Raw genomic sequence first — 15,577 nt, forward strand, 5'->3', positions numbered from 1 at the left:
CGTATTTTAGGACGAGACATAGGCTTTTATTTTAGTAAAGGCTTAACGACAGAAAGTAATACCAATCACAGTAAGTAAGTGATCAGAAATAGCGTAGGAAAAAGGCTTGAGAACAAGGCAGCATTTTTCGATAAGTAGTTACTCTACAATCAAAAATTCTAACGCAGTTATCGAGCATTTTAACAAGCTAGAGTGAGCAGTTATTTACTACGATTGGTATATGTTACACCCCTACAAAAATAACAATATAGAAGTAAGCGCACATGAAACCAACTCAAGCTATTTTGGCCGAGATCTTAGACGAAGTTCGTCCTTTAATTGGACAGGGAAAGGTCGCTGATTATATCCCTGCACTGGCTCGCGTATCGAACCAGAAACTGGCGATCGCGGTATACACCAATGAAGGTGAGGTGATTAAAGCAGGCGATGCTGAAGAAGCATTTTCTGTGCAATCTATTTCTAAAGCCTTGAGCCTGACGCTAGCTATGGTGCTATATAAGCCTGAAGAGATTTGGCAAAGAGTAGGCAAAGAGCCTTCTGGTCAAGCCTTTAACTCGATGATTCAGCTTGAGATGGAGTATGGTATTCCCCGCAACCCGTTCATCAATGCGGGGGCAATTGTCGTTGCAGACCTACTACAAAGCCGCTTGTCTGCGCCTAGGCACCGCTTGTTAGAGTTTGTGCGTCAGTTATCGGGTGATACTCATATTGTGTATGACAAGGTGGTAGCGGCTTCAGAAATGATGCACAGCGATCGTAATGCTGCCATTGCTTATTTGATGCGTTCATTTGGTAATTTTGAGAATGATGTTATCCCAGTTCTGAATAACTACTTCCACGCTTGTGCGCTTAAAATGACGTGTGTGGATTTGGCAAAAACCTTTAGCTATTTAGCAAACAAAGGCGTGTCGGTTCAAACCAAGAAAGAGATCATCACGCCAGTTCAAACCAAGCAGTTGAATGCTTTGCTTGCGACGTGTGGCTTGTACGATGGGGCTGGTGAGTTTGCCTACCGTGTTGGTATGCCAGGAAAATCGGGCGTTGGTGGCGGTATTATTGCTATCGTTCCTGGCGAAATGACGATTGCGGTGTGGTCTCCAGAGCTTGATCCTTCTGGCAACTCGCTCGCAGGTACTAAGGCTCTAGAGTTGCTTTCAGAGCGAATTGGTCGTTCTATTTTCTAAGAGAAAGATTCGAGCTCGGACGTTGTCCTATAGAACGCTTCGCTCCGAGAGAGGGCTATAAAACAAAAAGGGTTGACCCTAAAGCCAACCCTTACGCAATGCTTCTCGAATCTCGAATCTCGAACTACTCGTCTTCTTCTGCCATAAAGGCTTCTAACAGATCATTGAGAAACAGCTTTCCTTTTTCAGTGATCTGCCAGTGAGTGTCGGTTTCCTTCAAGTAGCCTAGCTCTTTTGCCCATTCAATCGTTTTTTGAATCGAGTCAAAACCAAGCCCTGTCGTATCAATGAAATCCTGCTTTGGACATGCTTCCATTAACCTAAAGCGGTTCATGAAAAATTCAAAAGGGCGGTCTTCATTCGGCACTTCAAATTCATCTGATAGATAAGGTTTTACCATGTTTTGGTACGCAGCTAGATAGCCTCTAGGGTGCTTAACCTTAGTGGTACGAACAATGCGTCCATCTGTAAAGCTCAGCTTGCCATGAGAGCCACAGCCAATACCTAGATAGTCACCAAAGCGCCAGTAGTTGAGGTTATGTTGGCACTGATATCCCGGCTTGCTGTAGCCTGAAATTTCGTACTGCACATACCCTGCGTCTGCGAGCTTCTTATGGCCTAGGTCGAAGATATCCCAAAGGTCATCATCATCAGGCAGCGTTGGTGTTTTGTAATAGAACATGGTGTTAGGTTCTATTGTTAGCTGATACCAAGATAAGTGCGGAGGGTCGAGTTCTATCGCTTTATCCAAATCAGCCAACGCTTGTTCAATACTCTGTTCGGGTAAGCCGTGCATTAAGTCTAAATTGAAACTATTCAATCCAATCTTATGCGCTAAATGAGCAGCATTTACCGCTTCATCTTGACCATGAATACGCCCAAGTCTTTCCAGTTTCTCTTGCTCAAAACTTTGCACACCCACCGAGATTCGAGTAATGCCTGCCTTTTGGTAACCTGCAAAACGCTCAGCTTCGATAGTTCCCGGGTTGGCTTCCATGGTGATTTCTATTTCAGGTTTGAACGGGATGCGCTGTTCAATGCCTTGTAACAATCGGCCAATTCCTTCAGGAGAAAACAGGCTTGGGGTACCGCCACCAATAAAGATCGAATGCAGTGGGCGAGGCATACCATTGAGCTGATATTTTTCGATATCAGTATCGAGATCTTCAAGCAGTGCATCGATGTACTCTTTTTCAGGGATCTCGGCTTTCAGAGCGTGAGAGTTAAAATCACAATACGGACACTTTTGTACACACCATGGGATGTGTACATAGAGGCTAAGTGCGGGTGGTATTAGCGCTGCATTGTGCATTACAGAGCTTGCTCCTTGAGAGTCTTGAATAGTGACGCAAGCGCTTTACCACGGTGTGATAGTTGTTTCTTACGCGAAGATTCAAGCTCTGCTGAGGCGCAGTTATCTTCTGGTACAAAGAACACAGGATCGTAGCCAAAGCCATTCTCACCGTGTTCTTCAGTAAGAATACGACCTTCCCATTTACCGTGACACACTAGAGGTGTTGGATCATTCTCGTGACGCATTAGCACCAACACACAGTGGAAACGCGCAGTACGCTTTTCAGTTTCGACACCTTGCATCGCATCTAATAGTTTTTTGATGTTCTGCTTATCGGTTGCCCCTTCACCTGAGTAACGCGCTGAATAGATACCTGGCGCACCATTTAAGTAATCAACCTCTAAACCTGAGTCGTCAGCAATGGCTGGCAGCCCTGTTTCTTTCGCTGCGTGGCGAGCTTTGATGATGGCATTTTCAATGAAAGTCGTTCCTGTTTCAGCGACTTCTGAAACGTTAAATTCACTTTGCGCGACAACGTCAAAACCAAACTCAGACAGAATATCTGCCATCTCGCGAACTTTACCTTGGTTGCCTGTTGCTAAAACAATCTTACTCATGGGAATGTAGCTCTAAATAAGTTAATAAATGAAAAGTAAGGTTTGAGCTTACTCTTCTATATAGAATTTCTGTGTGAAACGCAGTGGACCAGTGCCTTTTAGGCCTGCGTTCACATCGATGTCGAAGGTGATGTTTTCTTCGTGAGTTACGGGGAACTCAGCAAGGTAATAAATCGCATCGCCTTCTTTGATTTCTCGAAACTTCAAAGTACGGGTGTTTCCAACGAGGTTCTTCGCTGTTCCCGTAATTTTAGCCGTTGTCGCAGGCCTGCCTAGAGAAGCCTTGTCTAACACGCTGATGTTGAGGATTGCTGAGTATCCATTTCGCTTAAGTTTGTATTGCTTAGCGACTTGCGAAGTTAAGAACGTGGAATTAAAAGCCGAGTAATGAACCTCGACATCCTTAATGTTCTTAAATTGCCCTGCTGAGCTTGGTAAGGCAACAAGAGCGGTGAGTAGTGCTGTTATCCATAAACGCATAATGACTCCAATAAATAGCAAAAAGCCATCATAGGATGGCTTTGACTTCAGTTGGGATTTGGCTTGGCGAGCATATTCGAACTTGCTTGTGCCTACCGAGATCTCCCTTTTCTATCTTAATTTGCCCTTTTGCGACCTTAAACTGTTTCGCAAGGTATTTCGCTAAATGGGCATTGGCTTTGCCATCAACCGGTGGTGCAGTAATGGCAATTTTCAGTTCCTGACCGTGCAAGCCGACAATTTTGTCTCGGCTTGCTTTGGGTTGGATATAGAGCCTAAGAAGAATATCGTCTTCCTCGGCCCAAACCGCTTTTGGCATCGTCAAAGTACCTGATGTTTGTACTTGAATTATAGCTGATACCAAATAGGGCCAATCATGTCGCCCATTAGGAAGTTCGCAAATTGCAGAACAATGAACAGAACCAGTACGCTTAGGTCGAAACCACCCATGTCCGGAAGGATACGGCGGATAGGCACTAGCATTGGTTCAGTCAGTTGATGGAATACGTACTCGATTGGACTACGACCTTGGCTTACCCAGCTTAGGATTGCACGGATAAGTAGAACCCAGAAGATCAAACCACCAGCCGCTTTGAGCAGAGACAGTGCACCAAAGATAAGGAAGCTAATATCGAAAACGGCAGCGCCGCCAGAGATAATCAGGTTTAGAGCAACGAACTTAAGTACACACAGCACATAAGCGAAAACAACGGTCGCTAGATCAAGGCTGCCGATTGATGGAATAACTCGGCGTAGTGGGGCAACAACCGGTTGTGTCGCTTTTACGATGAATTGTGAGAATGGGTTGTAGAAATCTGCACGTGATGCTTGTAGCCAGATACGCAAGATCACAACCATGATGTAAAGATCAAAAACGGTCGAGATCAGAAAGCTCATCGAGTTCATATTGTTTCCTTTTTCGGATTTACTTGTCGCTTAGATATAACCAGAGCGGCAAAATGCTTGTTTACCTTGATTGGTACTAAAACAGTTTTTCCATCTCTTCAGCTCGAGCAACCGCCGCTTGCATGGCTTTTGCTACGATGTCTGATAGTTGATGTTCGTTAAACGTGCGTAGTGCTTCTGCGGTCGTGCCGCCTTTGGATGTCACTTGTTCACGCAGTGTTGATAATTCAGTATCTTGGTTTGCTACCACCATCTCTGCCGCGCCTAATGCAGACTGCTGCACTAGCTTACGAGCGGTTTCTTGGTCAAAACCTTGCTTGATTGCTTCAGCTTGCATCGCTTCCATAAACAGGAAGAAGTAAGCCGGAGCGCTACCCGCCGCCGCAATGATGTTGTTGATTCCAGACTCTTGTTCAACCCAACTTACTTCACCAACAGCTTGCATCAGCTGAGAAGCAAAGTCTTTATCATCTTGGCTGACAGTTGCATCGGCATAAAGACCACTCATCCCTTTACCAAGCAGTGATGGCGTGTTTGGCATCACACGAACAAGGTTCAGTTGGCAGTTTAACATCTCATTAAGTCGATTCGCATTAATACCCGCGGCAATTGAGATAACCAGTTTGTTGCTGAAGTCGATATCTTGTAAGGGTTTACATACATCAGCCATCATTTGTGGCTTCACGGATAACACAACAACGTCTGCTTGCTCTGCTGCTGCAATATTATCGCTGGTGGTATTGATGCCGTATTCTTGTTCTAACGGCAGCCTTCTTGTTTCTGAAGGTGCTGTCGCAGTAATCTTTTGCGCTGGGTAACCACTAGCAACTAAGCCAGCTACAATTGAGCGAACCATGTTTCCCGCCCCAATAAAGGCGATGTTCTTATGTACCATATATAAAATCCTGAGCGTGTCGCTGCGCGGATAAGGCGAAGCGGTATCAATACTTGTACTTGTCGTTACTTACTACGGCTATTTCGCGTAATCACGAGCGCCGAAAATAGCTGTTCCAATACGAACCATTGTGCTGCCAGCCTCAACTGCTGCATCCATATCACCACTCATCCCCATCGAAAGGGTATCAATGTCTGAATACTTCGCGGCTAGCTTGTCTTTAAGCTCTGCCAGTTGAGAAAATGCATTAAGCTGAGATTGATAGTCAGATACGTTTGCAGGAATCGACATCAATCCTCTTAAGGTGAGGTTGGGGAGCGATGAAATCAACTCCGCGAGTGCAAAAACTGTCTCTTCTGAGGTTCCAGATTTGGACTCTTCACCACTGGTGTTTACCTGAATCAACACTTGCAAAGGTGGAAGTTCGCTTGGTCGTTGATCATTAAGCCTTTGTGCGATCTTATCGCGATCGACGGAATGCACCCATTGAAAGCTTTCCGCGATTGGGCGGGTTTTATTGGATTGAATTGGACCAATAAAATGCCACTCTAAATTTAGGTTAGAATGTTGTTCTGAAAAGTGTTTTACTTTATCTACACCTTCTTGAACATAGTTTTCACCAAAGGCAACTTGGCCTCCGAGTGCGGCTTCTAGAATCGCATCAATAGGTTTAGTTTTGCTGACGGCTAAAAGTTGCACGGACTCTGGAGCTCGTCCGCACTTTTGCTCAGCACTACGAATCTGTGAGGTGATTTGTTCGATATTTTGTTGAATACTACTCATAGCTGACTTTACTTAAGGGAAAATAAATGGATATCACTGAGTTACTAGATTTTAGTGTAAAGCATAACGCGTCAGATCTACATCTTTCTGCGGGTGTATCTCCAATGGTACGTATAGATGGTGAAGTAAGGAAGCTTGGAATCCCAGCTTTGAGTCATGCTGATGTGCATCGTTTGGTTTTTGAGATCATGAGCGATTCACAACGCGGCGAGTTTGAAGAAAAACTGGAAGTAGACTTCTCTTTTGAATTACCCAATGTTGGTCGCTTTCGTGTTAATGCGTTTAACCAAGCCCGTGGCTGCTCAGCTGTCTTTCGAACTATCCCTGTCGAAATCCCGACTTTAGATCAGTTAGGTGCACCTGAGATCTTCGAAAGGATTGCTAACTACGAAAAAGGGTTAGTGCTCGTCACTGGTCCAACTGGCTCTGGTAAATCAACGACTCTTGCGGCGATGGTTGATTACGTAAATCGCAACCACAATAAGCATATTCTGACGATTGAAGACCCGATTGAATTCGTTCACACCAATAATAAATGCCTAGTCAACCAGCGTGAAGTTCACCGTGATACTCACAGTTTTAAAGCGGCACTGCGCAGTGCCTTACGTGAAGACCCAGACGTGATTCTGGTTGGTGAACTTCGTGACCAAGAGACGATTAGCTTAGCGTTAACCGCAGCAGAAACGGGTCACTTGGTCTTTGGTACTCTGCACACCAGTTCTGCGGCTAAAACGATCGACCGTATTATCGATGTGTTCCCAGGTAGCGATAAAGATATGGTTCGTTCGATGTTGTCTGAATCACTGCGCTCGGTGATAGCCCAGAAGCTGCTAAAGCGTGTTGGTGGTGGTCGTGTGGCGTGTCATGAAATCATGATGGCAACACCGGCGATCAGAAACTTGATTCGTGAAGATAAGGTCGCTCAGATGTACTCGATCATTCAAACGGGCGCAGCGCACGGCATGCAGACCATGGAACAAAATGCGAAGCAGCTGATGGCGCAGGGCTTGGTTGATTCGGAAGAGGTCGAGAAAAAGATCGAAATTGAAACCTCAATGTTTTAATCAAGGTGGACACAATGGAATTGAATCAAATCCTTGAGGGAATGCTTTCTCAAAAGGCATCGGATCTTTATATCACGGTTGATGCGCCAATCCTTTTTCGTGTGGATGGTGAATTACGCCCTCAAGGAGAGAAGCTGAATGCGGCTCAAGTTGCTCAATTACTTGATGCGATGATGGAACAAGACCGACGTGATGAATATCAGCAAACGCGTGAGGCTAATTTTGCGATTGTGCGTGACTTTGGTCGTTTTCGTGTCAGTGCATTCTTTCAGCGAGAGCTACCTGGAGCGGTCATTCGACGTATCGAGACTAACATCCCAACCTTTGAGCAACTAAAGCTTCCTGATGTACTACAGGACCTATCAATAGCTAAGCGCGGACTTGTGCTGGTGGTTGGTGCGACAGGCTCTGGTAAGTCGACCTCAATGGCTGCAATGACAGGCTATCGCAACACCAATCGCTCGGGACATATCTTGACGGTTGAAGACCCGATTGAATTTGTGCATGAACATAAAAAGTGCATCGTGACACAGCGTGAAGTTGGACTCGACACCGAGAGCTATGAAGTCGCGCTTAAGAACTCGCTACGCCAAGCACCAGACATGATCTTGATTGGCGAAATCCGTAGCCGTGAGACCATGGAATACGCGATGACCTTTGCTGAAACGGGTCACTTGTGTATGGCAACCTTGCACGCCAATAACGCTAACCAAGCGCTAGAGCGTATTCTTCATTTGGTGCCGAAAGAGCAGAAAGAACAGTTCTTGTTTGACCTATCGATGAACCTGCGTGGTGTCGTCGCTCAGCAACTCATTCGCGACAAGAATGGCAGCGGGCGTCATGGTGTATTCGAGATTCTGCTGAATAGCCCTCGTGTTTCTGACTTGATTCGTCGTGGTGAACTACACGAACTGAAAGCAACCATGGCTAAATCGAAAGAGATAGGTATGCAGACCTTTGACCAAGCTTTGTATGATTTAGTGATAGCAGGCAAGATCAGCGAAGAGGATGCGTTCCACAGTGCCGATTCTGCTAATGACTTGCGCTTAATGCTCAAAACTAGACGTGGTGATGACGACTACGGAACTGGGGCGTTGGCTGGTGTGAAGATAGATATGGGGTGATAAAAAATGCCTGATTTGATTCTAGGTTAAAATCAGGCGTTCATCATATTCATCGTTCGACTGCGTCTGTATTATCAACGCTTCTTGTTCTTAGGCTCGCTGATTACGTCTGCGTCAGTCGAAGTATGATTCATATAACCTGCATTATTGGAGCTTGTCGAACTGCATGCTGATATTGCTAGAGCTACGAAGATTGCTAGAAAAATTTTCATGTGAACTCCCACTTACCTAATAATGAATTGCTTCGACATTACGTCGTAATATCATTATAGGATCACAAAGGAGTTTAATCTTTGAGCTCTTAATTTTAGTTATGAATATTGTGCTTCAAACCAGCTCTCTAAAATGACGACTGCAGACTGGTTATCGACATTGCCTTTGCTTAGCGCTTTATAGCCGCCCATTTCAAAAAGGTCGGCCCTTGCTTCTGTCGTAGAAAGTCTTTCATCATGCAGTTCAACATCGACACCAAAGCGCCCTTTTAGGCGATTGGCAAACTTCTTCGCCCTTGGTGTAATCGCGGCTAGATCTTTACCATGAAGATCGGTAGGAAGACCAACCACGATAAGATTCGGCTGCCACTCCTTAATTTGCTTTTCGATATCGTCCCAATTTGGGATGCCATCTTTGGCTTTAAAAGCTTTTAGAGGGCTTGCGGTGCCCGTGATTTCTTGTCCTATCGCACTGCCGATACTTTTTGTACCGTAGTCAAATGCCATAATTGTTCGTGACATGGGGTTTCCAAATTTATCTGTGTTTGAGAGTGTCTGTTTATTTTATTTAGCTGATTTGAACTAGGCGTGGCCAGCGTCTGCTGAAAGCTGAGCCGCATTTATTCCTAACATCTGCACGGCGACTTTCCAGCGGTCAGAAATCGGTGTATCGAAGATGACCTTCGGATCGGCTTCAACGGTTAACCATGAGTTCTCGGTCAGTTCGGTTTCCAGTTGTCCCGGTTCCCATCCTGCATACCCAAGTGCGACTAAATAATTCATCGGCTCATCTTCTGTGCCCAACACCATCAAGATATCTTTTGAAGTCGTCACCGAGATTTGATCTGTCATGTTGATGCTGGATTGATAGCTGCCTTTAGGTTTGTGCAAAATAAATCCACGGTCTTCTGCGACCGGCCCACCGTTCAATACTGGCTTATCAAGACTTGCTTGGTTGGATTTCGGCTGCTCAGAATCAACCTTAACTTGTTTAAGCATGCTGCCGACAGTGACATCGATAGGGGCGTTGATCATCAAACCCATCGCGCCTTCGTCATTGTGCTCACAAAGGTAAATCACCGAATTTTGAAAGTATGGGTCTTTCATTCCGGGCATAGCAACCAGAAAGTGGTTCGTTAAATTCATAGAGCCTCCTGCCAGTGTGTTCCCAGTAAAGGAAAAAGAGCGGCGTAAAGCCGCTCATTGTTCTTTGCCTAGATATTTCTGTGTTTTCGAATAGCTAAGGCTTTCTTTAGTTTAGGCTATTTAGCGTTAACGCGACGCTCAATTGCATCCATTAATTTACCTGTAACTGAAATATCAAAAGCGGCTTCAATTTCACGGATACAAGTAGGGCTAGTCACGTTAATTTCAGTCAGCTTGTCGCCGATAACATCAAGCCCAACAAAGATTAAGCCTTTCTCTTTCAGTGCTGGAGCAACTGCTCTTGCGATAGCCCAGTCTGTTTCACTTAGAGGACGAGCTTCACCTGTACCGCCAGCAGCAAGGTTACCTCGAGTTTCCCCTTTTGCAGGAATACGCGCTAGACAGTAAGGCATTGGCTCACCGTCAACCACAAGAATACGCTTATCACCATTGCTGATGTCTGGAACAAAAGTTTGTGCCATTGCGTAGTTCTGACCGTGGTTGGTCAAGGTTTCAATAATAACTGATACGTTTGGATCGCCTTCTTTCACACGGAAGATAGACGCGCCGCCCATGCCATCAAGTGGTTTTAGAATCACGTCGCCGTGTTCTTCTCGGAACGCTTTAATTTTTTCAGCTTTACGAGTCACGATGGTGGTCGGTGTCAGTTCAGGGAACCATGCCGTGAACAACTTCTCGTTACAGTCACGTAGGCTTTGTGGTTTGTTGACGATCAGTGCGCCGTTCTCTTCAGCACGCTCAAGAATGTAAGTTGCGTAGATGTACTCAGTATCAAACGGAGGATCTTTACGCATTAGTACCGCATCTAAATCGGATAGCGCGATAGTCTGTTCTGATTTGAACTCGTACCAACCGTTTGGATCTTCTTTTAGTTCAACAACCTTAGTGTCAGCAATGGCTACGCCTTGATCTAAATGTAGATCATCCATTTCCATGTAATGGATTTCGTAACCACGACGCTGAGCTTCAAGCATCATGGCAAAGCTAGAGTCTTTTTTGATGTTAATGGATGAAATTGGATCCATTACGATGCCAAGTTTGATCATTTTTTTCTCCTAGCCTAGATCGCCAAAACGGACTTGTAAGGCAGTAATTGCGGTTAGAGCTGCTGTTTCGGTACGAAGTACACGTGGGCCGAGTAGCGTCTCTTCAAATTTGTATTGTTCTGTCATGCCGATTTCTTCAGCCGACAAGCCACCTTCAGGGCCGATCAATAGGCGTACCTTACTGATAGGTTCTGGAAGGGTATTAATTGAGTATTTTGCACGAGGATGTAAGTTCAGCTTTAATGCTTCACTCGGTTCGCTACACCACTCTTCAAGTTGCATGATAGGGCGAATGACTGGAACCGTATTGCGGCCACACTGTTCACACGCCGCGATAGCAATCTTTTGCCACTGTGCGAGTTTTTTCTCGAAGCGTTTTGTATCAAGCTTAACGCCACAGCGCTCTGAAATTAAAGGGGTAATGGTGTTCACACCAAGCTCAACCGATTTCTGAATCGTGAACTCCATTTTGTCGCCACGTGAAATCACTTGGCCTAAATGTAAGTCTAACGGAGATTCGCTGCTGCGTTCGATGCGTTCAGAAACATTAACGGTGACATTTTTCTTTGATACTTCGGCTATCGTCGCAGGGAATTCAGCGCCACTGCCATCAAATAGAAGGACTTCTTGGCCTTCTTTCATGCGAAGGACACGACCAACATGACCCGCGGCATCTTCGCCTAAAGCGAGTGAACCTAACTGATGAATGCGTTCTGGGTGATGAATACGAGGGATTCTCATGCTGGTAAACCTATAAATATGTTCATTTGGGTATTTTGTCTCTGCTTAACATGGATGCTTTTAGTTGAAAAAACAAGGGTAGAGCAAGAGTTTCAGGGGCAATTCTGAAACTCTTGTTTGAGATAGTTAGGAATGTTGATTGTACGAGCGACGTTATTTACAAGCAGGGTAAACAAATGGGTTGTGATTACCTTGGATGGCATAGATTCGCTCATCACGAGTACATTCCCACTTGTCGACAGGAAATTGCTTGTTCCACGCCATCATTAGGTTGGTTTGTTGCTTAGATAGTTTGAAACCATACTCTTGGCTCATGTAAAGGTAAGTACGCGCGATAGAGCCTTTTGCTCTGTCTGGCGGCATAACTTTACGCTGCTTGAAGTTGACCTGCATTTCACACTGACCATAGCTCACACCATCCATGCCATTCCACTGACTGAAGTTGTAGTTGGAGCGATCACCGTTAACCTCGCCAATGGCCGGAGTTAGGTTGTGAAGGTCGGCTTCCATGGATTTGAATATTTTGTCATTGCGAGTGCAGTTCTTGCGCCCACCATCTTGCCAACACTGACGCTGGTGGCCAAATTGCCAAGCTGGAACCACGTGTTCCCACTCAATTCGACTCGCCCGCTTTTGTTGTTTTCGGACTTGATAGCCACAGCCATCAAGGTCGGGAATGCCTTTCTTTTTGTCCTTCCATGTAATGTCACAGCCGCAATAAAATGAAGTCGGATGGTCGAGGTAAATCTTCACCGCTTCTCTTTTTGCTTTGGAAAATGAGCTCGGTGGTGCGGCGAGAACGCTTTGGGTTACTAGTAGGCCAAATACTATTGTTAAGTAAAAAGATACAGGTAGGCCAAATGCTTTGAAGGTGAGTTTTTGCATAGAGAAAGACTGATAAAAGTATGATAAACATCAGTCTAGCACTCAAATGTTAGATCTCTCTATTAGATTTGTTCTACCGAGTAAATCAACCTGTCACTAGCTTAGTTGAGTTCCCGTGAAAGCTAAGGTTTGCTGGCACAATTGGCAGCGGTAGGTCGATTGATTCCGAAGTACTTTGTTGTGTCGTCTGATTGATAATGGGTAAGTGGTGCACTCACATCGATATTCAAAGGTTTTCCCTTGAACTGACGCGATTTCAAAGCTGTGAGTTGTTCTGGCTGGCACGTTGAATACTTTTTCCATCACGTATTTCCACTCGTTTCCGTGAGGCCTAACACGTCCGAAAACCTGATGCGTGATCAGGTGTGCGAGTTCATGTGGCACAACCTCGTTGATGAAGGCATCTTCATTTTCAGAAAATAGTACGTGGTTGAGCTTAATTTCGTTGAGCTGAAGGTAGGCCTTTCCCGCCGCTTTGCCTCTTAACTTGAAGGTGATAGTTGGGTGTGGAAATTCACGAGAGAAATGTTGATTTGCGATAGCTAGGCATTCGGCCAATTTCTTATTTGCTCGGTGTTGTTGCGGGGTGTAAGACAAACGTTGTTAACTCCAAATAAAAGGCCTCAGCGTTTAAACCAAGGCCTAATCATAACATTGCTTGTTGATCTAGCGATGCTTTACACGTGATGTTTTTTCTTAATGATCTCGTGATAAGCGTGCCATGTAGCATAGCCAAGTAGCGGCATGGTGACGATCATTCCGATGCCGTAGGTGGCAAAACCCACCAAAATACCGGCACAAATAATACTCGCCCAAACCACTATTGCAGGGATGTTCGATTTCACGGCATTAAAGCTAGTGAAAATCGCACTCATCACATCAACGCGTCTCTCCATCATTAACGGAATTGAAAATGCTGAGATGCTAAATATGAGGCTTGCGATAACAAAACCAATCACAGAACCCGTAATTAAGAAGGGAGCGAACTCAGCCAGTGGTGCGCCTTGCACTGAAGGGTAGAGCGCGTGCAATAATGCAGCGATACGCATCCAGAATATCATCGCAACCATCAATACGATCGCAAAGGCCCATTGGTGGGTGGAGTTGCGAGTGATGGCTTTCATCGAGTGCAGTAGGCTTGCGTTGTGGCCTTTTTCTCTTTCCCAAGCTGCGTCATACAAGCCCAGAGCAAGAAACGGCCCTATTAGCATGTACACGATCAGGCTTGGCATTACGACCAAGTGTGTTCCTTGCCATTGGACAAGCTGAACAATGGCGATTGCCGCTCCCATAAAGCACAAACCGTAGAATGCGCTGATTAATGGCATTCTTACTAAGTCATGCAGAGCAAGCGACAACCAATGAAAGGGTGCGGAAATACTGATTTGGTTGCAAGGAATGGTGCGAGCGTAATCCTTATCGCTGACCTTGTGTTTTTTATCGTTCAGTTCGGATGGGTGCGCGGTACGAGGCATAGATCCCCCTAGTTAAATAACGTCCTAGTTATAATTCCATAAGGCTCATCGATGTGGCTTGTGTGAGAGTTATGGTGTTGAGCTAAATTGCTCTTTGTCATCCCAGTTATTGTTCTAGCGTGCATTTAACGAGCGTTATCAGACTGAATTAATTTAAGTTAAATGTGAGCTTGATCGTCTAGGAGTTACCTTAACTATTGTCAGTAGTGCTAGAAAACACAAATTATCAGCGGCTTTTTATACTAAGTGGTTGACGGTAAAGAAGGGCGTTAGGGAAGGGTATTGTGAGTGAAAGTTCGGTAAGTACATAAAAATAAAGCCCTTACTAAGCAGTAAGGGCTTTAAAGGAACACATCGCAGTGGCTAAATTATTTTAGGCCAGCGAAGTCCGCAAGGATTGCTGCTTTGTCAGTCGCTTCCCAAGGGAACTCTTCACGACCGAAGTGACCGTATGCAGCAGTTTGCTTGTAGATAGGCTGAAGAAGGTTCAGCATCTCTTGAAGGCCGTATGGACGTAGGTCGAAGTTTTGACGAACAGCTTCAATGATGATTTCGTGTGCTACTTTCTCAGTACCGAACGTTTCAACCATGATAGATGTTGGATCAGCAACACCGATAGCGTAAGACAGTTGAATCTCACAACGGTCAGCCATACCAGCAGCAACGATGTTTTTCGCAACGTAACGTGCTGCGTAAGCTGCAGAACGGTCAACTTTTGATGGATCTTTACCTGAGAATGCACCGCCACCGTGACGAGCTGCGCCGCCGTAGGTATCAACGATGATCTTACGACCAGTTAAACCACAGTCACCCATTGGGCCACCGATTACGAAACGGCCTGTTGGGTTGATGAAGAAGTTAGTATCTTTGTTGATCCACTCAGCAGGAAGTACTGGCTTGATGATTTCTTCCATTACTGCTTCGCGTAGGTCAGGCGTTGTTACTGAATCACAGTGTTGAGTAGAAAGAACAACAGCATCGATACCAACGATCTTACCTTGGTCGTATTGGAAAGTAACTTGAGATTTCGCATCTGGGCGAAGGAAGTCAAGCTTACCGCTCTTACGTACTTCAGCTTGCTTCTTAACAAGAAGGTGAGAGTAAGTAATTGGAGCTGGCATTAGGATAGGAGTTTCGTTAGTCGCGTAACCAAACATGATGCCTTGGTCGCCTGCGCCTTGCTCTTTAGGGTCTTCTTTATCAACACCTTGGTTGATGTCTGGAGACTGCTTACCAATTGTGTTTAAAACAGCACAAGAGTCAGCGTCAAAGCCCATGTCAGAATGAACGTAACCAATTTCACGTACTGTTTCACGAGTGATTTCTTCGATATCAACCCATGCAGACGTTGTTACTTCACCGCCAACCATAACCATGCCGGTTTTAACGTAAGTCTCACAAGCAACACGTGCTTTTGGATCTTGTTCCAAGATGGCATCAAGAACAGCATCAGAGATTTGGTCTGCAATTTTATCTGGATGGCCTTCTGAAACAGATTCAGAAGTGAATAGGTGCTTAGCCATGAGAGCTCCACTTTTAGTTTTTGGTGTAAATAGTTTATGGCGTCGCAAGCTAGGAAGCGCCGCCATTAAATACAGTATATTTTGTAGGTGTTTCTACATCTAGACGGCTATTCTAAATTCCAGCGGTCGAATTACAAGCTCTTTTTTATGATATGTCATAACTAATCGTTTGCGTATCGAT

19 protein-coding genes are annotated in these 15,577 nt (G+C 45.1%); 3 read left to right on the plus strand and 16 right to left on the minus strand.

The window, feature by feature from the left end; translation table 11 throughout:
• The first annotated feature begins 263 nt into the window (after window positions 1–263).
• A complete protein-coding gene (gene glsB, locus AB4274_RS09705) occupies window positions 264–1,184 on the plus strand; it encodes a glutaminase B (protein ID WP_017062249.1) in 921 nt (306 codons plus the stop codon).
• Between the two features lie 124 nt (window positions 1,185–1,308).
• Here the strand turns inward: glsB and hemW are convergent, their stop codons facing one another.
• From hemW to AB4274_RS09740, 7 genes are all read right to left on the minus strand, one after another.
• Window positions 1,309–2,496, minus strand: coding sequence for a radical SAM family heme chaperone HemW (hemW, locus tag AB4274_RS09710; protein WP_017067796.1), 1,188 nt, complete (start codon window positions 2,494–2,496; stop codon window positions 1,309–1,311).
• Entirely contained in the window at window positions 2,496–3,095 is a 600-nt protein-coding gene (locus tag AB4274_RS09715; RefSeq protein ID WP_017062247.1) for an XTP/dITP diphosphatase, read from the minus strand. The genes hemW and AB4274_RS09715 overlap by 1 nt, the downstream gene beginning before the upstream one ends.
• A gap of 48 nt (window positions 3,096–3,143) precedes the next feature.
• Window positions 3,144–3,575 (minus strand): DUF4426 domain-containing protein, encoded by a 432-nt coding sequence (locus AB4274_RS09720; RefSeq protein ID WP_372054660.1) that lies wholly within the window; start codon window positions 3,573–3,575, stop codon window positions 3,144–3,146.
• 28 nt (window positions 3,576–3,603) lie between these two features.
• A complete protein-coding gene (gene yggU, locus AB4274_RS09725; RefSeq protein WP_017067797.1) occupies window positions 3,604–3,894 on the minus strand; it encodes a DUF167 family protein YggU in 291 nt (96 codons plus the stop codon).
• Between the two features lie 29 nt (window positions 3,895–3,923).
• On the minus strand, window positions 3,924–4,481 hold the full coding sequence (locus AB4274_RS09730; RefSeq protein WP_017067798.1) for a YggT family protein: 558 nt from the start codon (window positions 4,479–4,481) through the stop codon (window positions 3,924–3,926).
• 76 nt (window positions 4,482–4,557) lie between these two features.
• A complete protein-coding gene (gene proC / locus AB4274_RS09735; protein ID WP_017069591.1) occupies window positions 4,558–5,376 on the minus strand; it encodes a pyrroline-5-carboxylate reductase in 819 nt (272 codons plus the stop codon).
• Window positions 5,377–5,454: 78 nt separating this feature from the next.
• Entirely contained in the window at window positions 5,455–6,159 is a 705-nt protein-coding gene (locus tag AB4274_RS09740; RefSeq protein WP_017062243.1) for a YggS family pyridoxal phosphate-dependent enzyme, read from the minus strand.
• A gap of 26 nt (window positions 6,160–6,185) precedes the next feature.
• Between AB4274_RS09740 and AB4274_RS09745 the strand changes: the two genes are divergently transcribed.
• Both AB4274_RS09745 and AB4274_RS09750 read left to right on the plus strand, forming a co-directional pair.
• On the plus strand, window positions 6,186–7,223 hold the full coding sequence (locus AB4274_RS09745; RefSeq protein ID WP_017062242.1) for a type IV pilus twitching motility protein PilT: 1,038 nt from the start codon (window positions 6,186–6,188) through the stop codon (window positions 7,221–7,223).
• Between the two features lie 14 nt (window positions 7,224–7,237).
• A complete protein-coding gene (locus tag AB4274_RS09750) occupies window positions 7,238–8,347 on the plus strand; it encodes a PilT/PilU family type 4a pilus ATPase (RefSeq protein WP_017062241.1) in 1,110 nt (369 codons plus the stop codon).
• A 74-nt stretch (window positions 8,348–8,421) separates the two neighbouring features.
• On the opposite strand, the gene AB4274_RS09755 is transcribed toward AB4274_RS09750, so the two are convergent.
• From AB4274_RS09755 to metK, 9 genes are all read right to left on the minus strand, one after another.
• A complete protein-coding gene (locus AB4274_RS09755) occupies window positions 8,422–8,559 on the minus strand; it encodes a hypothetical protein (RefSeq protein ID WP_170791814.1) in 138 nt (45 codons plus the stop codon).
• A gap of 99 nt (window positions 8,560–8,658) precedes the next feature.
• The gene (gene ruvX / locus AB4274_RS09760; protein WP_004735480.1) at window positions 8,659–9,081 is read right to left on the minus strand and encodes a Holliday junction resolvase RuvX; all 423 of its coding nucleotides are present in this window, start codon (window positions 9,079–9,081) and stop codon (window positions 8,659–8,661) included.
• Window positions 9,082–9,141: 60 nt separating this feature from the next.
• On the minus strand, window positions 9,142–9,705 hold the full coding sequence (locus AB4274_RS09765; protein ID WP_102394125.1) for a YqgE/AlgH family protein: 564 nt from the start codon (window positions 9,703–9,705) through the stop codon (window positions 9,142–9,144).
• Between the two features lie 116 nt (window positions 9,706–9,821).
• On the minus strand, window positions 9,822–10,772 hold the full coding sequence (gene gshB / locus AB4274_RS09770; protein WP_004735482.1) for a glutathione synthase: 951 nt from the start codon (window positions 10,770–10,772) through the stop codon (window positions 9,822–9,824).
• 9 nt (window positions 10,773–10,781) lie between these two features.
• Window positions 10,782–11,513: a 16S rRNA (uracil(1498)-N(3))-methyltransferase gene (rsmE, locus tag AB4274_RS09775; protein ID WP_017062238.1), complete on the minus strand. Its 732-nt coding sequence runs from the start codon at window positions 11,511–11,513 to the stop codon at window positions 10,782–10,784.
• Between the two features lie 153 nt (window positions 11,514–11,666).
• Complete coding sequence (locus tag AB4274_RS09780) at window positions 11,667–12,398, minus strand: endonuclease (protein ID WP_017063198.1); 732 nt, start codon at window positions 12,396–12,398, stop codon at window positions 11,667–11,669.
• 96 nt (window positions 12,399–12,494) lie between these two features.
• On the minus strand, window positions 12,495–12,995 hold the full coding sequence (locus tag AB4274_RS09785) for a SprT family zinc-dependent metalloprotease (protein ID WP_017062236.1): 501 nt from the start codon (window positions 12,993–12,995) through the stop codon (window positions 12,495–12,497).
• Window positions 12,996–13,075: 80 nt separating this feature from the next.
• Window positions 13,076–13,873, minus strand: a complete 798-nt coding sequence (locus AB4274_RS09790; RefSeq protein WP_372111914.1) for a DUF2189 domain-containing protein — start codon at window positions 13,871–13,873, stop codon at window positions 13,076–13,078.
• A 368-nt stretch (window positions 13,874–14,241) separates the two neighbouring features.
• Window positions 14,242–15,396, minus strand: coding sequence for a methionine adenosyltransferase (gene metK / locus AB4274_RS09795; protein ID WP_017062234.1), 1,155 nt, complete (start codon window positions 15,394–15,396; stop codon window positions 14,242–14,244).
• Window positions 15,397–15,577: the final 181 nt, after the last annotated feature.

The sequence above is a fragment of the Vibrio sp. 10N.261.55.A10 genome, from assembly GCF_041470825.1.
Lineage (GTDB): Bacteria > Pseudomonadota > Gammaproteobacteria > Enterobacterales > Vibrionaceae > Vibrio > Vibrio crassostreae_C.